19 protein-coding genes and 1 tRNA gene are annotated in these 18,231 nt (G+C 62.6%); 9 read left to right on the plus strand and 11 right to left on the minus strand.

Annotated features, from left to right (window positions below; translation table 11 throughout):
• Positions 1 to 48: 48 nt before the first annotated feature.
• Complete coding sequence (gene serC, locus U2H20_RS06085) at positions 49 to 1,158, plus strand: phosphoserine transaminase (protein WP_430591400.1); 1,110 nt, start codon at positions 49 to 51, stop codon at positions 1,156 to 1,158.
• Positions 1,159 to 1,293: 135 nt separating this feature from the next.
• On the opposite strand, the gene U2H20_RS06090 is transcribed toward serC, so the two are convergent.
• Both U2H20_RS06090 and U2H20_RS06095 read right to left on the minus strand, forming a co-directional pair.
• On the minus strand, positions 1,294 to 2,286 hold the full coding sequence (locus U2H20_RS06090) for a DUF3027 domain-containing protein (protein ID WP_430591401.1): 993 nt from the start codon (positions 2,284 to 2,286) through the stop codon (positions 1,294 to 1,296).
• A complete protein-coding gene (locus U2H20_RS06095) occupies positions 2,270 to 2,650 on the minus strand; it encodes a cold-shock protein (protein ID WP_430591402.1) in 381 nt (126 codons plus the stop codon). The genes U2H20_RS06090 and U2H20_RS06095 overlap by 17 nt, the downstream gene beginning before the upstream one ends.
• A 109-nt stretch (positions 2,651 to 2,759) precedes the next feature.
• Here U2H20_RS06095 and U2H20_RS06100 point away from each other — a divergent pair, with 109 nt between their 5' ends.
• The 6 genes from U2H20_RS06100 (at position 2,760) to U2H20_RS06125 (ending at position 9,306) form a co-directional block, all read left to right on the plus strand.
• Complete coding sequence (locus tag U2H20_RS06100; protein WP_430591403.1) at positions 2,760 to 3,050, plus strand: hypothetical protein; 291 nt, start codon at positions 2,760 to 2,762, stop codon at positions 3,048 to 3,050.
• On the plus strand, positions 3,047 to 4,756 hold the full coding sequence (locus U2H20_RS06105; RefSeq protein ID WP_430591404.1) for a helicase-associated domain-containing protein: 1,710 nt from the start codon (positions 3,047 to 3,049) through the stop codon (positions 4,754 to 4,756). The genes U2H20_RS06100 and U2H20_RS06105 overlap by 4 nt, the downstream gene beginning before the upstream one ends.
• Positions 4,757 to 4,880: 124 nt before the next feature.
• Positions 4,881 to 6,551 carry a DNA repair helicase XPB gene (locus U2H20_RS06110; RefSeq protein ID WP_430591405.1) on the plus strand — a complete coding sequence of 557 codons (1,671 nt, stop codon included), beginning with the start codon at positions 4,881 to 4,883 and terminating at the stop codon, positions 6,549 to 6,551.
• Between the two features lie 51 nt (positions 6,552 to 6,602).
• Positions 6,603 to 7,295 carry a response regulator transcription factor gene (locus tag U2H20_RS06115; protein ID WP_430591406.1) on the plus strand — a complete coding sequence of 231 codons (693 nt, stop codon included), beginning with the start codon at positions 6,603 to 6,605 and terminating at the stop codon, positions 7,293 to 7,295.
• 2 nt (positions 7,296 to 7,297) lie between these two features.
• A complete protein-coding gene (locus tag U2H20_RS06120) occupies positions 7,298 to 8,968 on the plus strand; it encodes a sensor histidine kinase (protein WP_430591407.1) in 1,671 nt (556 codons plus the stop codon).
• Between the two features lie 47 nt (positions 8,969 to 9,015).
• A complete protein-coding gene (locus U2H20_RS06125) occupies positions 9,016 to 9,306 on the plus strand; it encodes a WXG100 family type VII secretion target (protein ID WP_430591408.1) in 291 nt (96 codons plus the stop codon).
• 66 nt (positions 9,307 to 9,372) lie between these two features.
• Here U2H20_RS06125 and groL read toward each other — a convergent pair whose 3' ends face one another.
• From groL to U2H20_RS06145, 4 genes are all read right to left on the minus strand, one after another.
• Positions 9,373 to 10,995: a chaperonin GroEL gene (groL, locus tag U2H20_RS06130; protein ID WP_430591409.1), complete on the minus strand. Its 1,623-nt coding sequence runs from the start codon at positions 10,993 to 10,995 to the stop codon at positions 9,373 to 9,375.
• 108 nt (positions 10,996 to 11,103) lie between these two features.
• Positions 11,104 to 12,114, minus strand: coding sequence for a DUF3048 domain-containing protein (locus U2H20_RS06135; RefSeq protein ID WP_430591410.1), 1,011 nt, complete (start codon positions 12,112 to 12,114; stop codon positions 11,104 to 11,106).
• Between the two features lie 125 nt (positions 12,115 to 12,239).
• A complete protein-coding gene (locus U2H20_RS06140; RefSeq protein ID WP_430591411.1) occupies positions 12,240 to 12,815 on the minus strand; it encodes a LytR C-terminal domain-containing protein in 576 nt (191 codons plus the stop codon).
• A complete protein-coding gene (locus U2H20_RS06145) occupies positions 12,812 to 13,072 on the minus strand; it encodes a DUF3263 domain-containing protein (protein WP_430591412.1) in 261 nt (86 codons plus the stop codon). Before U2H20_RS06145 ends, U2H20_RS06140 begins: the two co-directional genes overlap by 4 nt.
• 70 nt (positions 13,073 to 13,142) lie before the next feature.
• On the opposite strand from U2H20_RS06145, the gene msrB reads away from it, so the two are divergent.
• Positions 13,143 to 13,541 carry a peptide-methionine (R)-S-oxide reductase MsrB gene (gene msrB / locus U2H20_RS06150; RefSeq protein ID WP_430591413.1) on the plus strand — a complete coding sequence of 133 codons (399 nt, stop codon included), beginning with the start codon at positions 13,143 to 13,145 and terminating at the stop codon, positions 13,539 to 13,541.
• Between the two features lie 151 nt (positions 13,542 to 13,692).
• On the opposite strand, the gene U2H20_RS06155 is transcribed toward msrB, so the two are convergent.
• The 3 genes from U2H20_RS06155 to U2H20_RS06165 are packed head-to-tail and all read right to left on the minus strand — an operon-like array spanning position 13,693 to position 16,150.
• Entirely contained in the window at positions 13,693 to 14,631 is a 939-nt protein-coding gene (locus tag U2H20_RS06155) for a DMT family transporter (RefSeq protein ID WP_430591414.1), read from the minus strand.
• On the minus strand, positions 14,628 to 15,200 hold the full coding sequence (locus tag U2H20_RS06160; RefSeq protein WP_430591415.1) for a GNAT family N-acetyltransferase: 573 nt from the start codon (positions 15,198 to 15,200) through the stop codon (positions 14,628 to 14,630). Before U2H20_RS06160 ends, U2H20_RS06155 begins: the two co-directional genes overlap by 4 nt.
• Positions 15,197 to 16,150: a DsbA family protein gene (locus U2H20_RS06165; protein ID WP_430591416.1), complete on the minus strand. Its 954-nt coding sequence runs from the start codon at positions 16,148 to 16,150 to the stop codon at positions 15,197 to 15,199. Before U2H20_RS06165 ends, U2H20_RS06160 begins: the two co-directional genes overlap by 4 nt.
• A gap of 55 nt (positions 16,151 to 16,205) precedes the next feature.
• Between U2H20_RS06165 and U2H20_RS06170 the strand changes: the two genes are divergently transcribed.
• Positions 16,206 to 16,280, plus strand: a tRNA-Thr gene (locus U2H20_RS06170).
• Positions 16,281 to 16,437: 157 nt separating this feature from the next.
• Here U2H20_RS06170 and U2H20_RS06175 read toward each other — a convergent pair.
• Both U2H20_RS06175 and U2H20_RS06180 read right to left on the minus strand, forming a co-directional pair.
• Positions 16,438 to 17,442 (minus strand): DsbA family protein, encoded by a 1,005-nt coding sequence (locus U2H20_RS06175; protein ID WP_430591417.1) that lies wholly within the window; start codon positions 17,440 to 17,442, stop codon positions 16,438 to 16,440.
• Positions 17,439 to 18,209: a thioredoxin domain-containing protein gene (locus U2H20_RS06180; protein WP_430591418.1), complete on the minus strand. Its 771-nt coding sequence runs from the start codon at positions 18,207 to 18,209 to the stop codon at positions 17,439 to 17,441. Before U2H20_RS06180 ends, U2H20_RS06175 begins: the two co-directional genes overlap by 4 nt.
• Positions 18,210 to 18,231: the final 22 nt, after the last annotated feature.

Raw genomic sequence — 18,231 nt, forward strand, 5'->3', positions numbered from 1 at the left:
GAAAGCCTAGTCTCATCTGCGGTCAAGACTGACCATAGAATCGACCTTGTGACCACCTTCTCTCTTCCAAGTGACCTTTTGCCAACCGACGGCCGCTTCGGTTGCGGCCCATCGAAGGTTCGCGGAGCCCAGCTCGAACATCTCGTGACCGCTGGCGCCAGCATCCTCGGCACCAGCCACCGCCAGGCGCCCGTCAAGAACCTCGTCGCCTCGGTGCGCGAGCAACTCGCATCGCTGTTCACGATTCCCGAGGGCTATGAAGTCGTCCTCGGAAACGGTGGTTCCACCGCATTTTGGGACGCCGCAGCCTTCGGCCTCATTTCGCAGCGATCGCAGCACCTGAGCTTCGGAGAATTCGGTGCGAAATTCGTGAAGGCGGCTTCAGCCCCTTGGCTCACCGCGCCGCACGTCGACTCTGCAACGCCGGGCACCCTCGCGAACCTCAGTGCGGTCGACGATGTCGACGTCGTCGCATACCCGCACAACGAAACCTCGACCGGTGTCATGGCTCCCGTCCGTAGCGCTCCCGGAGACGCGCTGACCGTCGTTGACGCCACGAGCGCTGCCGGTGGACTCGCAGTCGACATCTCCGAAACGGACGTGTACTACTTCGCACCGCAGAAGAACTTCGCGAGCGATGGAGGCCTCTGGTTCGCACTGCTCTCCCCCGCTGCGATCGAGCGGATCGAGACCATCGCGGCGAGCGGTCGTTACATTCCGGAGTTCTTGAGCCTCAAGCAGGCGCTCGACAACTCGCGGCTGCAGCAGACGCTCAATACGCCCGCGCTCAGCACACTGATCCTGCTCGACGCGCAGTTGCAGTGGATGCTCGGCGAGGGCGGTCTCGAGTGGGCTGCCAAGCGCACTGCCGAATCCGCGAGCGCCGTGTACGACTGGGCGAGTGCACACGAATTCGCGAGCCCGTTCGTCGCTGATGTGGACGCTCGATCGAATGTCGTCGCCACCATCGACTTCGACGCTTCGATCGATGCTGCTGCCATCGCCGCGACCTTGCGCGCAAACGGCATCGTTGACACCGAGCCGTATCGCAAGCTGGGTCGAAACCAGCTCCGCATCGCAACCTTCGTCGCCGTCGAACCGAACGACGTCCGCACGCTCACGCGCGCGATCGACGCTGTCATCGGAAGTTTCCACTAGGTTCGAGACCTACGAACACGAAAGACCCGCGGCAGCCAATGGCTGCGGCGGGTCTTTTCTTGTGAACTCTCGTTGCTGAAATCGCGGTCTCGACACCAGCGGTCTTAAAACCAGCGATTTCAACACAGGGTCGAGTTAGTCCTCGTCGTCGTCCGAATCCTCGTCGTCCGAATCCTCGTCGTCCGAATCCTCGTCGTCCGAGTCATCCTCGTCGTCATCGTCATCGTCGGAATCGTCGTCATCGTCATCGTCATCGTCGGAATCGTCGTCGTCCGAGTCATCATCGTCGTCCGAGTCGTCCTCGCCGATTTCCGTGTCGTCATGATCCGTGTCGTCAGCAAGGTCTGGATCTTCGAAGTCGTCTCCGAAGTCAGCATCATCACCGAGGTCGGTCTCGTCGATGTCGTCGTCGGAATCGTCGTCGGAGTCATCGTCATTGTCGTTCGTTTCCGCGTGCGCGGCGCGGTACTCGGCAAGGCGATCCGTCCAGGGCACCCACTCGGGCGAGAGCAGCGAGCTCTCGCCGGGAAGGAGTGCGAGTTCGAGCACGCTCGGCTCAGCGTCGATCGTCGAAACCGCAACGACCCATCGCCAATCCGGGTAGCCGAGCAACGCAGATGCGTACTCAACGAGCACGACACCGGCAGCCTCATCAACTGTGCCGATGAAGTCGCCGAGTTGCGAGACCGGTGTTACCTCGACGAGCGCAGCATGCGCCGCCGTAATGATGGCCGTCTCTTGCTCCGGAGTGCGCTCGACGACGAGCGGAGCAGGCACTGCTGCTTCGGTCTCTTGCGCTGCGTCGGTCTCTTTCACTGCATCGTCGTGCGACTCAGTGTTCGCAGCAGCCGTCTCGCCGGTGCTCGTACTGGCAGTTGACTCGCCGGTCTCCGGCTCCTCCGCTGCAGCCTGCGAAACCTCAGCCTGCTCGGTCGATGCCTGCTCGGTCGATGCTGGCTCGCTCGCTGCTGGCTCGGTCGCTGTCGGCTCGGTCGATGCTGGCTCAGACGCCGCCTGCTCGGATCCAGCGGAATCCTCAACGGACGCCACCGCGGTCACGGGCTCTTCCGCCGAGACATCGTGCTCGCCGTTGCTGCGTTCCTCGTCGTTCTTAGGCGTCGAAGTCATCGGCGACCTTCCGCAGGAACGTCGCGATGCGTCGTCCTTCGGAGCTGCTCGGGTACCGGCCGTGACGAAGGTCTCCACCGATCCCGTCGAGCAACTTCACGAGGTCTTCGACGATGACGGCCATGTCATCCGCCGGACGACGCGCTGCCTTCGCAAGTGAGACAGGCACGTCGAGGACGCGAACCTGCAACGCCTGCGAACCGCGCTTTCCTTGAGCGATGCCGTACTCGACGCGTGAGCCAGGCTTGACGACTGCACCCTCAGGCATCGCTGATGCGTGCAGGAAGACTTCAGAGCCGTCGTCGCCGGCAATAAACCCGAATCCCTTAGCGTCATCGAAAAACTTCACCTTGCCGCTTGGCATGGCTCCCCCTTTGGGTCGTACGTGTGTTTTCTGCGACAAGCGCGCAGAAGGTGAACTTCTAGGATACCGCGCCACGGCCCTGATCGCGGAGCGCTGGTACGATAGAAAGATGCCGACGCGCAGCAATTCCAAGCAAACCCCGCAAGCGGTCGACGAAGCCACGCCGTTTGAACGTGCCCTCGCCTACGCCGCGTTGACCTTCGTGATCGTCGGTCTGCTGGGATTTGCCATCACGATGACGCACCTCTGGCTTCGTGCCACAGTGCCGTTCTTCGATTCCGTGGTCTTCCAACAGTTCTTCTTCGTTCCAGCGATCTCGATCCCACTCGCCTTCGTCTGTATTCTGACCCTCATTTTCGTATCGATGCGCCGTCGCGCAAAGGAGCAACGCAGCGCGTGAACCCGCAGGAAGCGGTCACTCTCGCCGCAGCAGTCATAGCCCGCAGCGACGATCGTCTCATCGCCCTCCTGCAATCCAGAAGCATTCCCGTCACCGGCATCGCGAACGCGTTCGACATCGCCGAACGGCTTCTCGACCCCACGAGCATCACCCTTGCACTCGGCGCGCGAACACGCTCCGAGATTGCATTGCTGGCTTCCGGAACAACCACCCCGGATCTCGATGAGCTCGCGCTCGGCCACGAGGGAGTTGCCTTCACAGCGGTGCAGTCCGCTGCGAGCACGGCAAAGCTCCGCCCCGACACGAGCGCTGCGACTCCAACGTCACCCACCTTGAGCGATGACGCGAGCGCCGTCGAGGCGGCGTATCGCAGCATCGTCACGACCGGCGAACTCGTCGCCGGACTCTTGACCCGCGGGATCGAACTGCTCACCAAAGGTGGCGTGCAGGCGAGCGAGCTTCGCCGGATGGCAGAACTCCTCGATGTTTCTGTCGACGAGATCAAGATCGCACTCGCGGTGATCCGCACCGCGAAGCTCGCCGTCGCCGACGAGCGCCGCCTCTACGCGACAGCCGAGGGCGAGGCCTGGCTCCGCGAGCCGCTGGCTGTGCGATGGAACACGATCGCCGTCGCCTGGATAAATTCGCTTCCGGCGCACATTCGCGAGGTCGTTGCGCTCGGGCCGCTCTCGAGCATCGCGCTCACTAGCCATTTCCCGCTCGACAAGGGAGTCACCCGCGCCGCGGCAACCGAAGCCGCACAGTGTGCGCTCTTCCTCGGCATTCATGCGCACGATGGTCTCAGCGTGATCGGCAGGGCCGCGCTCGGCGGTGACGCAACAGAAACCCTCGATGCGCTCGTCCCCGACGAGATCGAGCATTTCTATGTTCAGCCAGACCTCACGATCGTGGCGCCGGGCCCGCTCGCCCCGCACGTCCTCGAGCAGTTGCGGCTGCTCGCAGATCTCGACCAGCGCGGTCTCGCTGCGACATTCCGAATGAACGCGGCCAGTATCACCCGCGCCCTCCTCCACAAGCGGAGCGAATCCGATCTGCGCGAGTTCCTGCAGGCACGGTCACTCACCGGCGTTCCTCAGCCGGTCGATTACCTCCTTCGCGAAACCTCGCGACGGTTCGGCACGCTGCGAGTGCGTGCGCTCGACACCGCGAGCGTGGGCAACTCTGGTCGAACGCAAATCACCAGTGCCGACGAGTCACTGCTCACCCAGTTGAGCGTGGATCGCGCTCTCGGCGCGCTCGGACTGCGAGTCGCAGGGCCAAGCAAGGTCGTGGCCCGCGCAGAACCAGACACCGTGCTCGCGGCGCTCCTCGATCAGCGGTATCCCGCAGCAAAAGAGACCAGCGAGGGCGAGATCGAACATCGCGAACTCCTGCTCGCAGAGGCGAGCGAGCCGTTGCAGCCCTATGCCGAGCTCATCACCCGGCTTCGCGGAGGCACCGAAGACGCGTTTGAAGCCGGCGGTGAACGCGCCTGGATGGAACGTCAACTGCTCGCCGCGGTCCGCGACCGTGCAGCGATCACCGTGTACGTCGACATCGGTGGCAACGAGCAACCCTTTACCCTGATCCCGACAGGGCTCGCGGGTGGGCGACTGCGGGCGAAGGACGCGCGCAACGACGTCGAGCGCACCTTGCCGGTTTCGAAGATCTTGCGGCTCGCTGCCGCCGACAATCTCGGACGATAGCGACTGCAAGCTCCCCGATTCGAGGAATCGGCGATCGCCTGTCCCTGAATCATCGACGTGAGCGTCGGCGCCGTGGGAATCAGGCCTCCCCTCGTGTCACCCGAGCGCGGTAGACTGTGCCGCTATGGTTCCTGGTCCCCTGATTGTTCAAAGCGACCGCACCGTCTTGCTCGAAGTGGCACACGAAGAGGCCGCAAATGCTCGACACGCGCTCGCCGTTTTCGCCGAGCTCGAACGTGCCCCGGAGCACATCCACACGTATCGCATCACCCGGCTCGGGCTTTGGAATGCTCGCGCGGCAGGCCACACCGCCGACGAAATGCTCGGCACACTCAACCGCTTCTCCAAGTTTCCCGTGCCCGCCTCGGTCGAGGTCGATATTCGCGACACCGTTGGTCGCTTTGGCCGCCTTCGGATCGAGCGCGACGACGAGGGCCTGATTCTGGCCAGCGACGACCCGGCAGTGTTGAACGAAGTCAGCAGAAACAAACGCGTCGCACCATTGCTGCACAGCCACTTCGACGGCGGGTGGCGCGTCGTCGACTGGGCACGCGGCGAACTCAAGCAAGAGCTCGTCAAGATCGGGTGGCCAGCAGAAGACCTCGCCGGGTTCACCCCAGGTACCCCCTACGACATCGAACTCGACCAGTCCGACTGGCAGTTGCGTCCCTACCAGGCCGACGCCGTCAAGCACTTCACCGATGCAGGCTCTGGAGTCGTCGTCCTGCCGTGTGGGGCCGGAAAAACGCTCGTGGGTGCAGCGGCGATGGCCTCCGTCGGCGCCACGACCCTGATTCTCGTGACGAACACCGTGTCGGCCCGGCAGTGGCGCACCGAACTCCTGAACCGAACCTCGCTCACCGAAGACGACATCGGCGAGTACTCGGGTCTCATCAAAGAGATCAAGCCCGTCACGATCGCGACGTATCAAATCCTGACTGCGAAGCGAAAAGGCGAGTTCACTCACCTTTCGCTGCTCGACGCGCTCGACTGGGGGCTCGTGGTCTACGACGAGGTGCACCTGCTTCCCGCCCCCGTGTTCAAGCTCACCGCCGATCTGCAAGCGCGTCGCCGACTCGGACTCACCGCGACGCTCGTTCGCGAAGACGGGCGCGAAGGCGACGTCTTCAGTCTGATCGGCCCGAAGCGATTCGACGCACCCTGGAAGGAGATCGAGGCACAAGGCTTCATCTCTCCCGCGGTCTGCGTCGAGGTCCGCATCGACCTTCCCGAGAGCGAACGGCTCGAGTACGCGGCGAGCGCCGACCAGGACCGCTACCGAATCGCGGCGAGCAGTTCGACCAAGGCGACCGTTGCGCGGCGCATCGTGCAGAAACACGCCGGGGAATCGACCCTCGTGATCGGTCAGTACCTCGACCAGCTCGATGCACTCTCTGACGCACTCGGCGCACCCCTCGTGACCGGCCAAACGCCAGTCGACGAACGCGAACGACTCTTCCAAGCCTTCCGTGACGGAACCGAGAAAGTACTCGTGGTCTCGAAGGTCGCGAACTTCTCGGTCGACCTCCCGGAGGCGAGTGTTGCGATCCAGGTTTCGGGCTCCTTCGGTTCACGTCAAGAAGAGGCGCAGCGTCTCGGGCGGCTTCTCCGCCCAAAGAAAGAGGCGAAGACCGCCCACTTCTACACGCTCGTCTCTCGCGACACCGTCGACCAGGACTTCGCGATCAATCGGCAACGGTTCTTGGCCGAGCAGGGCTACGCGTACACGATCGTCGATTCCGGAGCTCTCGATGACGCCGCTCCCACCTCGACCGAAGCGGCAGCGCTCGCCTGATCCTTCGGGGTTCTCAGGAATGATTCAGCAAACGCGCAGATACTTGGACCTATGACAGACGCTCCGAAGATCCTCGTTGTTGATGACGAACCACACATTCGCGACTTGCTCTCCACGAGCCTTCGGTTCGCCGGGTTCCATGTGCGCGCGGTCAGCAACGGAGCGGGTGCGATCTCCGCAGTGCTCGATGACGAGCCCGACCTGATTCTGCTCGATGTCATGCTTCCCGACATCAACGGCTTCGGCGTGACCAAGCGCCTCCGCTCGTCTGGATTCACCTCGCCGATTCTGTTCCTCACGGCAAAAGACGACACCGACGACAAGATCACGGGCCTCACGGTCGGTGGCGACGACTATGTGACCAAGCCGTTCAGCCTCGACGAGATCATCGCCCGCATCAAGGCGATCCTCCGTCGCACCATGGCTGGCGACGAAGAAGCGCGCATCGTCGTCGGCGAGATCATCATGGACCAGGACACGCACGAAGTCACCGTCGGATCCGAGAACATCGAGCTCTCCCCGACCGAGTTCAAACTGCTGCGCTACCTCATGCTGAACGCGAACCGCGTGCTCTCAAAGGCGCAGATCCTCGATCACGTCTGGGAATACGACTTCAATGGCGACGCCGGAATCGTGGAGTCCTACATCTCCTACCTGCGTCGCAAGATCGACTCCATCACCGCTGAGCCAATGATCATCACGAAGCGCGGCTTCGGATACATGCTCCGAGAACCAAAATCGTAGACGTGGCGGGCGCCATTCGCTCTTGGGCTCGCGGCGTCTCGCTCGCGTCGAAGATCACCTGGGTGATCGTCGTTGTGGTGACCATCGGATTCGTCATCACGGGAGTCGGTACTTCCAACGTGCTCCGCGACACCCTGGTGTCGAATGTCGACCGTCAACTCGAAGACGCGCTCTCCACCTTCACCGGCCCGAAAATCGGCGATGACGCCGTCAACTGCAACTTCGACCAGCGCGTCCCGAACACGTATTACCTTGCAGTGGTCGATTCAAAGGGCACCCTGCTGTGCGACAACAAGCAACCGAACGACATCTACCCCGAAGTCAGCCTCGTGACCCTCGACAAGGTCGCTTCGGTCGATTCCGCGTTCACCCTGCCGGCGGTCAACGATTCCTATAGCTGGCGCGTCGTCGCGACCCCTATTGCCGTCTCCTCGACCGGGACAGCCACGCAAGCGAGCTACGTCACCCTCCTGATCGGTGTCGCAATGACCGACATCGAACGCACCATGGTCGCCTTCCTCCTGATCTTCACGGGCTTCGGCATCCTGTCCCTCGTGCTCGGCGCCGGCATCACGAGGCTCCTGGTCGTCACAGCGCTTCGTGGGCTCCGTCGTGTCTCGACGGGCGCGGAACGATTCGCAGACGGCGACTACTCGACGCGTATTCGCGCTGAAGACCCACGAACCGAAGTCGGCACGCTCGGCCACTCCCTCAACACCATGCTCGACCGGATCGACAAAGCGATCGAGGAGCGCGACGCCTCCGTCCAGCAGATGCGACGGTTCATCGGCGACGCGAGCCACGAGCTGAGGACCCCTCTGGTGTCGGTGCGCGGGTACGCGGAGCTGTACCGCATGGGCGCGATCACGAACCCGCAAGACGTCGCAAGCGCCATGGATCGCATCGAGAAAGAGGCGAAGCGCATGGGCACGCTGGTCGAAGACCTGCTCGTGCTCGCCCGTCTCGACGAGCGCCGACCTCTTCGTCTCGAACCAGTTGATCTCGTGCCGCTCGTCAACGACGCGGCGAGCGACTCCCGCGCCTCATCGATGGAACGCACCTTCACGGTGATCCCGCTGTTCGCGAGTCGCCGCTACCGCCCCGAGCCGCAGAGCGACGCATTTGGGCAGCAGTCCTTCGGGCACCACGGGAACGGTCCAGCGCCGGAGCCCGTGTTTACCCCGGCGCCGACCACGCGACCCGCGGTCGTCATGGGCGATGAGAACGGCCTCAGACAGGTGATCGCGAATCTCATCGGAAACGCGTGCCGGTACACACCCGAAGGCTCACCGATCGAACTCGGGATCGGCGTCGACACGCACACCGACCTCGCGCACATTCACATCATCGATCACGGAGAAGGCGTTCCAGTACAGATGCGCGAGCAGGTGTTCCAGCGCTTCTTCCGCATGGATCGTTCGCGCGCACGAGAGACCGGCGGCAGTGGCCTCGGTCTTTCGATCGTGCAGGGAATCCTCGAGGCGCACGGCGGCAATATCGATATCGCCGAGACGCACGGTGGCGGTGCGACGTTCCGCATCACGCTCCCCCTCGCCGACGATTCGCAGCTGCTCGCCCTCAGCAACCGTATTCGCCCCGAACACTCGACAACCTCGCGCAGTCGTTCACAGCCGCCGTACGCGGGCCCAGACGACATCACCGTGCCGCTGTAACTTCTCGTGCATCGGAGCGCTCAGCTCCGCAACGCTAGAGGAGAACCATGAGTAGATTCGTCGTCGACAGCGATGCACTCCGCGCGACAGAGCAACAGGTCCGAGGCACCATCGCTCGCTTACAGGCAGACGTTCAGGCGATGCACTCGCAGCTGCAAGCGCTGCAAGAATCCTGGACCGGCCAAGCCTCGAGTGCATTCCAGGCGGTCGTCAGCGATTGGCGAAGCACACAGCACCGTGTGGAAGAGAGCATCAGCACCATCACACTGCTGTTGGGCACGGCCGGCAACAACTATGCCGAGGTCGAAAGCGGTATTGCGCGCATGTTCCGCGGATAATCCACCGACAACAGAAAACGGGGTGAGTGCCAATGGCACCCACCCCGTTTTCGTAACGCGATGAACTTAGAAGTCCATACCGCCCGTTGGGTCGGCTGGCATTGCAGGGCCGTTCTTCTCTGGCTTGTCTGCAACGACTGCTTCCGTGGTCAGGAAGAGACCTGCGATCGATGCTGCGTTCAGCAGTGCCGAGCGCGTGACCTTCACTGGGTCGTTGATTCCTGCAGCGAGCATGTCGACGTACTCACCGGTCGCAGCGTTCAAGCCGTGACCAACTGGGAGCGTGCGGACCTTCTCGGCAACCACGCCTGGCTCGAGGCCTGCGTTGAGTGCGATCTGCTTCAGCGGAGCGGAGATTGCGACACGAACGATGTTCGCACCGGTCTGCTCGTCGCCCTCGAACTGCAGCGACTCGAAGACCTGGTTCGCAGCCTGGATGAGTGCAACTCCACCACCGGGGACGATGCCCTCTTCGACGGCAGCCTTCGCGTTGCGAACTGCGTCTTCGATGCGGTGCTTGCGCTCCTTGAGCTCGACCTCGGTTGCTGCTCCAGCCTTGATGACTGCAACGCCACCAGCGAGCTTCGCGAGGCGCTCCTGGAGCTTCTCGCGGTCGTAGTCGCTGTCGGTGTTCTCGATCTCCTGGCGGATCTGGCGAACGCGGCCTGCGATTGCGTCGGCTTCGCCAGCGCCCTCGACGATCGTGGTCTCGTCCTTGGTGATGACGACCTTGCGGGCACGGCCGAGCATGTCGAGCGTGGTGTTCTCGAGCTTGAGACCGACTTCTTCGCTGATGACCTGACCACCGGTGAGGATCGCGATGTCGTTGAGCTGCGCCTTGCGACGGTCTCCGAAGCCAGGAGCCTTGACGGCAACCGACTTGAAGATGCCACGGATCTTGTTCAGCACGAGCGTTGCGAGTGCTTCGCCGTCAACGTCTTCGGCGATGATGACGAGCTGCTTGCCGTCCTGGATGACCTTGTCAACGACCGGCAGCAGATCCTTGATGTTCGAGATCTTGCTGTTCACGATCAGGACGTACGCATCTTCGAAGACGGTTTCCTGACGCTCTGGGTCGGTGACGAAGTACTGCGAGAGGAAGCCCTTGTCGAAGCGCATACCCTCGGTGAGCTCGAGCTCGGTGCCGAACGTGTTCGACTCCTCGACGGTGACGACACCTTCTTTACCGACCTTGTCGATCGCTTCAGCGATCAGTGCGCCGATGGTCTCGTCAGCAGCAGAGATCGATGCCGTTGCCGCGATCTCTTCCTTGGTCTCGACCTCTTTGGCGTTCTTGATGAGCTGTTCGCTCACTGCCTGCGTGGCCTTTTCGATGCCGCGCTTCAGGCTGATCGGGTCGGCGCCTGCAGCAACGTTGCGGAGGCCTTCGCGAACGAGTGCCTGTGCGAGCACGACCGAGGTGGTCGTTCCGTCGCCAGCAACGTCGTCGGTCTTCTTTGCGACCTCTTTAACGAGCTCTGCACCGATCTTCTCGAAGGGATCTTCGAGTTCGATTTCCTTGGCGATTGAAACGCCATCGTTTGTGATTGTGGGTGCGCCCCACTTCTTTTCGAGGACAACGTTGCGCCCGCGGGGCCCAAGCGTTACGCGCACAGCATCGGCGAGCGTGTTGAGTCCGCGCTCGAGGCCGCGTCGGGCCTCTTCATCGAAAGCAATGATCTTTGCCATGTTGAAGTCTCGTCCCTCCTGGACGTCGTGAGGTTCTTGGTTGGCACTCAACTGCATTGAGTGCCAACAGCAATATTGGCACTCTCTGCACCTGAGTGCAAGCCGCGACTAGCTCACGACGACAGGCTGTCCAACTGGGACGAGTTCGATCCACGTCTTCCCTGGCGCGAGCAAAACCGGGTCTCCTGACTCGGTAGTCAGGACGATCGGGCTCGTCGCGTCTTCCTTCGACCAGTTCACCGGAATCGAATTGCATCCTGAAACAAGAACGCCAGTTCCACTTCCGACGATCGCGGTCTCCGGCACTCCGCCGTTGTCGCCGATTCCGACGTTGATCGCCAGCACATTGGTCGCAGTGATTCGCGCACCGGAGTCGTCGACATCAGGCGTTCCGTTTTGCGCACGTACCCACGCGTCGTTCTCGCAGGCCCACTGCCGTTGCTGCCCCGGCGAGAACTGAGCGTTCACGCTCGTGGCTGGAGTGCCCGCGTTTGCTGAAGGCACCTCGCCTTCTTCGCTCGGGAAGAGGAACTGCTGCGGTGGCGCGTCGAGATCAGAGTGCGCGGTCTGGAAGGCCTGCGCGTCGAGCACGACGTTGTGGGGTGCAGGTCGGTTGATGCGATACATGAAATCGGCAGTGTCGGCCGCTCCGTGGATTGCGTTGTAGACGGGCGAAGCTTGCATCAGATCAATGAATCGCTGCTGTCCACCCGAATAGGCGATGATCCCGTTGAACGAGGAAATGATGCCCGGATCCATCGGACGAATCGAGCGAACGGGTCCGATCTGGTCGGGCATGTCGCTCTGCCAGATGGCTACGTAGCGCGTCATTCCGCCCTCAACGAGTTCTTCGAACACGATGTCGGCTTGTGAAAGCGCGATCTGCGGTCGGGCGAGGGGGTGGTTGTCAATCTTTGCGGCGATGCTCGGGCCGGTCGCGGCCGTGTCAAGCACTGCACCGGTCAGCGGGTGCAGGATCGCGGCTGGCTCCTCGGTCGGCGTTGGCGTCGGCGTCGGGCTCTGCGTTGTTGGCGTCGGCGTCGGCTCCGCTTCTCCGGCACAGCCCGAGAGCACCACGGCAACCACCGCGAGTCCAGCAAGCACAAAACGTTTACGCATTTTTTCTGACCCTTCACCTGACCTGGCTTTACGGGAGCGTGTACCCCGTCGCAAAGCTTTTGCAGTTGTAGCGTACGCGGCTCGGTGCGTTTTTCGGCAAACGCGCGCGCAATCACACGCGCAATCTACGGAGTGGTTGTCTCTTCGAGCGCCGGATCACTCGGCTCAGCACTTGCGGCAACGCCAATGGCATCCTCGCCAACGATGACTGAAATTGGGGAACCGGAGATCACAGCATCAGAAAGCTGCACCTCGCCGATCCCCATCGCCTCAGCGACGCCGCGAGCGTACGGTTCCTGCGAAACATCGGTGTAGTAGATCGTCGTCGCTTCGACCTGGACGTCAGAGGTCGCCGTTGCGAGCACCTGCCAGCCGCCATTGCTCAGCGCGGCGGCGACGCCATCGGCCAGCGCCGCATCGGTCGAGCCGTTGAGCACAGAAATTGTGATCCCCAATGCCGGATCAATGGTCGATGGATCAGTGACGGCAGTGACTTCTGGGTCATCAGCGCCCGGAGTCGCGAAGTCGATCCCGTTCATCTGCCAGGAGTTCACGATGGCAAGCCCGATCACGGTGAGGACCACTGTCGCTGCGAGCGCCGCGAGGAACGTGAACAGCCCTCGTCGTTTCGAAGTCTTCGGTGCCCGGTGCACGCCAACTCGTGAACGCTTCTCGACCTTGTCGAAACGATCTTCGCTCACTCTTGGGCTCCTTTTCGGCCTCTACGGATGCGCTGCAAGCGTTTGATCAGCAAAGGATCGTGATGCAACGCCAGTTCAGTATCGATCAAGGCGTTCAGCAGTTGGTAATAGCGGGTCGGCGAGAGCCCGAAGGTCTCGCGGATTGCGCGCTCCTTGGCTCCTGCGTGACGCTGCCAGTTGCCCTCGAAGTCGAGGATCTGCCGGTCGCGGTCGCTGAGCGCACTCTCGTGCTCGCGCGTTTCCTCGTGCTCTGGCATGCCACCAATCTTAGAGAGTTCACAGGGCCGTGAACTGTCGATTCGCTCGAAAAGGAGTATCGTCGAAGGTATGAACGAAGCCAATTTTTCAGAGGATCAGTGGCGTGCAAAGTTGACGCCAGAAGCCTTCCATGTGCTTCGAGAAGCAGGCACGGAACGCCCGTACACGGGCGCACTCCTCGACGAGAATCGTCAGGGCGTCTACACGTGCGGCGCTTGTGGGGCCGAATTGTTCAACGACGAGACGAAGTTCGACGCGGGCTGCGGCTGGCCGAGCTTCTATGAGACGGTCAACGAAGGAGCGGTCAAGATGATCGAAGACCGCTCGCTCGGAATGACGCGCACCGAGGTTCGTTGTGCGAACTGCGACAGCCACCTCGGCCACATCTTCGACGACGCACCACAAACACCGACCGGCGACCGGTATTGCATGAACTCGCTCGCGCTCGGGTTCACACCGAACGCGTAGCTCGGCCAGCGCGGATCTTCGAGATCGGTGTGCAGGTCGCCGAATCTGCACACCGACATAACGAGCGAGCATTCCCACGCGAGGGTCGTGCAGCGATTCGCGTTCGAGACGCGGCTTTGCCGGATCCGAGCGCCCTCAGCGCGACCGGGACTCAGACGAGCGGTTGCGGCGGCCTGCGCCGTCGCACAGAACTCGCGATGACACCGAGGAGCGCGAGGAGCGCTCCGACGACACTCGCCGTGGTCACGCCACTGTGCAGCGCCGAGGGCCACACCAGGTCGACAAGGAGCGCAGCGAGGAGCTGGCCGGAGATCATGGCAAGACCCAGCAACAGCACACCGATGTGGCGCACCGCGAGCGCCGCAACCCCCACGAACATCGCACCGATGATCCCACCGAGATAGAGCAGCGGCTGCAGCGGGAGCGGATCCAATTCGAGCCCACCGAGCACTCGAACAACGACGAAGAGCGCGAGTGCGATCGTGCCGAGCGTGAAGTTCAGCGCTGTCGAAGCGATGACCGAGCCGCTCGCCCGTTGCACTTCACCGTTCAGCGCCTGTTGGATCGAGACCAGCAAGCCTGCAATGAATGGCAGGAGCATCAGCAGAGGGTGAGCAATCGCTCCCCCGCCGAGGAGCGCGAGCGACACCGCAAGCAGCGTCAGGATCGCCCCGAGAATTCGCTGCAGGGAAATCGCACGCTTGGGCAACGAAGCGAATCCGAAGCGGTCGACGAGCACACCGCTGATGGTTTGGCCAGCCACGATTCCGACGGTGTACACCGCGATCCCGAGCACTCCGGCGGCAATGCCCTGGGTCGAGACCACGAAGGCGCCGATGACGCCGCCGAGGCAATGCCACCACGGCATCCCTCCACGAAGCGAAGCCCGAAGCGAACGGAACCCGGCGCGAGCACCAGGCACAAAAATGGAGAGCGGAATCAGAATGGCGAGGCCTGCGAGAAACGAGACGAGCGCCGCGGCGACGCCGTCACCGAGTTCGACCGCGAGTTCGCTGTTGACTCGGGCTTGGAGCGCGAGCAGCGCACCGGCGAACATCGCGAGCAACACCCAGAAGCCGCTGGACTTCATGCCGTCACCATACGTTCCTCATCGGCCTGGCCTGCTGAGACGAGGGTGATGAGCGACAGCGCAGGGGCCGGATCAGAGACGAGCCGCGCGAAACGAGCAACATCGAAGCGCTCCTGCCCGTATTGCAGGGCTTCGCGCTCGGTCCCTTCGCGCACGAACCCTGCGTTCTCTGCAACCCGCAGCGAAGCAGGATTGTTCGTCCGAGCTCCGAGTTCGAGCCGGTGGACGCCGGCCTTGAAACACTGGATCGAAATAGTCGCGAGTGCACGCGAGGCGAATCCGCGACCGCGCACGCTTCGCACGGTCCAGTAGGACATCCAGGCTGTGCGATGTGGGCCTCGAAGACCTGAGGCCGCAACGTTCCCGACGACACTGCCGTTGAGTTCGATCGCGTACGCGAGATCGCCTTCGCTCTGCAGGTCTTCGAGGTATCGACGAGCACTGACGGCGTCGGTCACCCCCGGCGCCTGCCGCTGCAGTTCGCTGTCACGAATTGCAGCATTGACAGCCGCTGCATCCTGCTCGGGGATCCACTGGCGCAGAACGAGCCGCTCCGCGCCCTCGATCACTCTTGCGTGGTTTCTTCGCCAGCACCCTCGGAGTCTGTGCCCTCGGGGGCCGTGCCCTCCGTGTCAGTTCCTTCGGTGTCTGCGCCCTCTTCGGTCGCAGGGTCGGTGGTTCCGGCAGTGTGGACGGACTGGGACTGGTAGAACTCGTCGAACGACTGCCCCTGCGACGAATCCCAGAACACGCCGTTCACGAAGACCGACGGTGTGATCGAGATTCCCATTGGCTCGGTTGATCCGACGACCGGACCGGTTGCAGCTTCAACGGTCGATGCGCCGACCCAGCTGTCGAACTTCTTGCCGTTCAGGCACGATCCGATGTCGGCACCAGCATTGTTCGCGATCTCGATGATCTCGTCGTTGCTCAGACCACGGGTCTGCTCCTGCGGCTGGTTCGCGAACATCGCGAGGTGGAAGTCGTAGAAGGAATCCGGTGCGATGTCGATGACACATGCGGCAGCAGCAGCGGCGCGAGTGGAGTACCCGGTTCCTGCCGATGTGCGGTCGAGGAACGAGAGCGGGCGGATTTCGATGCTCGCTGCACCCTGCTCAACGATCGTGCCGAGGTATTCGCCGTAGACAGACTCGAACTGGCCGCAACCCGGGCACATGTAGTCGACATACGTGATGATTCGGTCGACACCCTCAACTGCTTCGTGTGATGCAGGAGCGCTCTCGCCGTCACCGGTGTCGACGAGCACGGGCTCAAGGCCAGGCGCCAGCATGATGCCGCCGTCAGCCATGTTGTTCGGGTACAGCACGGGACCGCGGACATTGCCGAGCACGAGTGCGACCACGAGTGCCACGACCGCGCCGGCACCGACGACGACGCTTCCGATCGCGATGATCTTGTTGCGCTTGCGCTTGCGAGCCTCAGCAGCCCAGCGTTCCGCCGAGGCCTTTCGAGCCGCTTCGCGCTTTTCGGCCTTTGTTCCGCCGCCCTGTTGCGCCATCGCGCCACACCTTTCAATCAACCTACGATTTTTGATCTACACTTGTGAGTCGCACGCCTCCATAGCTCAGTGGTAGAGCATCTGTCTTGTAAACAGAAGGTCGTCAGTTCAATCCTGACTGGGGGCTCCACCTGACTCAGCAATCGCTCTCTTGCGAACGCTGAAACTCGGCTGCAGTGCTTGCGAGATCAAAACTAGTCTATGGAAGCCCTGGTGGAAGCCTTGACAGATCCCCCGGTTTCCTACCGTTCCCATAGGTGCACAGCGCGGTTCGACCTGCAACCTCGCTAGGGGATTGTCAGCTGGCTCGCAAAGAACTCCTCGAACTCTGCTGCGTTCGCGGGGTCCCCCACGAACTGGAGATCGTTGACGAGGATCGTCGGCGTCCCTCTGAAGTCGTAGCCGTCGGCGAGCGTCGAGGCAGCCGTCATCTCGGTGACGTCACGGACCCAGCCGAGGTACGTGATCTGACGCGCACAGTTGGCGATGTCGACGCCGAAGCTCTCCGCGAGCGCGATGAACGCCTCGTCGCCGGTCTCTGCGGCATCTGGTTCGGCATAGAGCGCGAGCGCGAAGTCGACCACCGACTGCGGCCCCGCCTCTGCAACGCAGGCGATCGCATTGTTCGCCCGGGTCGCGAAATAGTCGGTCTGCGGGTCATCGGCGAGCGCGACCGGGTGGAGCACGAGTTGCGCGCTGCCCTCGGCGACCCAGGCCTTGATCGATGCTGCGTTTGCTTCGACGAACGATGCACAGCTCGGGCATTCGACATCGAGGTAGAGCTCAATCGTCGCGGCACCCGGAACATCCGCGATGGGTGCGGGCGACGAAGCATCGCTCTCCGCTGGGCTCTCTGCGAGGGCGCCTCCGGGCAGGAGCACGAAGGCGTTGCTGGCCGCATTGCTCGGGCCTGCGGCACTCGGTGGCTCGATGACCTCGCCGCCGAGCGGACTCGCGAGCTGCTGCACATCGGGATCGACGATGAACCAGCCGTCGCCCTCGAGCGCGAGGAGTCCGAGCATTCGGTATTCGAGTCGCAGCGAGTCCGCGGTCGCGGTGTCTGCCGCGATCGCAAGGATCGTCGAGTCGCCACAGGTTGCAATCGGCGGAGTCGAGTCGTCGGCACGGTACTGCTCGACGAGGTCGTCGCATTGCCCGCCCGCATCGAGATAGGCGGCACCGAGCTCGCCGAGTGTTTGAATTCGCGGCTCGTCGGTGTCACTGCACCCCGACAGGGCAAGGGTGATCGCCGCGGCCATGCCAAGAATGGCCAAACCGCGGCGAGCGCTCACTGCTGGTCCTGGATGAACGTCTCGAGCTCGTTGAACGAGTCGACGGATCCCGTGTACTTCTCGCCGTTGACGAAGATGTTTGGCGTGCCTTCGATCGGGCCGCTCATGAGCGGCATGGTCGATGTCGTTGCTGCGGCAGTGATTCCTTCGACCCAAGGGGTGTACTGCTGCTCGGTCACGCATGCGGTGAACTCTGCATTCGCGTCAACGCCGTTGTCACGAGCCATGTCGATCAACTCGTCATCGGAGAGACCGCTTCCACTGGAAGGCTGCTCGTCGAACAGTTCATCGAGGAAGTCGAAGTAGGAGTTCGGCGAGAACGATGCGACGCACGAGAGCGCGTTGGCGGCACGGCTCGAGTACTGGTTCGGCGATGCGCCGTCCATGAACGAGACGACTCGAACCTCGTAGGTGATCTTGCCGCTCTCGGCCATGTCGACGAGTTCCTCGCCGTTCTCATCCTCGAACGTCTTGCAGTGCGGGCAGTGCGGGTCGACGAAGGTGACGACGTGTGGGACGTCTTCCCAGCTCGGCTCCTTGAACGCGTCTCCGCCGTTCAGCGGGTCTGAGAGCACGACACCATCACCGGAAAGCGACACGCCACCGGTCGCGGAGTTTGCTGGCCCCTGGTACTCGGTGTCGACGCTCGCGGAGGGGTTCGTGGACTGTCCCGAGTCGTTTCCTGAACCGCTCGGAAACGTTGGGATGCATGCGCTGAGCGCAAGTACACCGATGGCTGCCGCAGCAAGTGAAAGTGGACGTCGCATTCTTCGTTCCTTTGCGATTTGA

It is taken from the genome of Humidisolicoccus flavus, from assembly GCF_045689595.1.
Classification (GTDB): domain Bacteria; phylum Actinomycetota; class Actinomycetes; order Actinomycetales; family Microbacteriaceae; genus Humidisolicoccus; species Humidisolicoccus flavus.

Coding starts and splice junctions, on each gene's coding strand:
- U2H20_RS06090 (WP_430591401.1), bottom strand. CDS start 2,286: ATGACTTCGACGCCTAAGAACGACGAGGAACGCAGCAACGGCGAGCAC.
- U2H20_RS06095 (WP_430591402.1), bottom strand. CDS start 2,650: ATGCCAAGCGGCAAGGTGAAGTTTTTCGATGACGCTAAGGGATTCGGG.
- U2H20_RS06100 (WP_430591403.1), top strand. CDS start 2,760: ATGCCGACGCGCAGCAATTCCAAGCAAACCCCGCAAGCGGTCGACGAA.
- U2H20_RS06110 (WP_430591405.1), top strand. CDS start 4,881: ATGGTTCCTGGTCCCCTGATTGTTCAAAGCGACCGCACCGTCTTGCTC.
- U2H20_RS06115 (WP_430591406.1), top strand. CDS start 6,603: ATGACAGACGCTCCGAAGATCCTCGTTGTTGATGACGAACCACACATT.
- U2H20_RS06125 (WP_430591408.1), top strand. CDS start 9,016: ATGAGTAGATTCGTCGTCGACAGCGATGCACTCCGCGCGACAGAGCAA.
- groL (WP_430591409.1), bottom strand. CDS start 10,995: ATGGCAAAGATCATTGCTTTCGATGAAGAGGCCCGACGCGGCCTCGAG.
- U2H20_RS06135 (WP_430591410.1), bottom strand. CDS start 12,114: ATGCGTAAACGTTTTGTGCTTGCTGGACTCGCGGTGGTTGCCGTGGTG.
- U2H20_RS06145 (WP_430591412.1), bottom strand. CDS start 13,072: ATGCCAGAGCACGAGGAAACGCGCGAGCACGAGAGTGCGCTCAGCGAC.
- msrB (WP_430591413.1), top strand. CDS start 13,143: ATGAACGAAGCCAATTTTTCAGAGGATCAGTGGCGTGCAAAGTTGACG.
- U2H20_RS06155 (WP_430591414.1), bottom strand. CDS start 14,631: ATGAAGTCCAGCGGCTTCTGGGTGTTGCTCGCGATGTTCGCCGGTGCG.
- U2H20_RS06165 (WP_430591416.1), bottom strand. CDS start 16,150: ATGGCGCAACAGGGCGGCGGAACAAAGGCCGAAAAGCGCGAAGCGGCT.
- U2H20_RS06180 (WP_430591418.1), bottom strand. CDS start 18,209: ATGCGACGTCCACTTTCACTTGCTGCGGCAGCCATCGGTGTACTTGCG.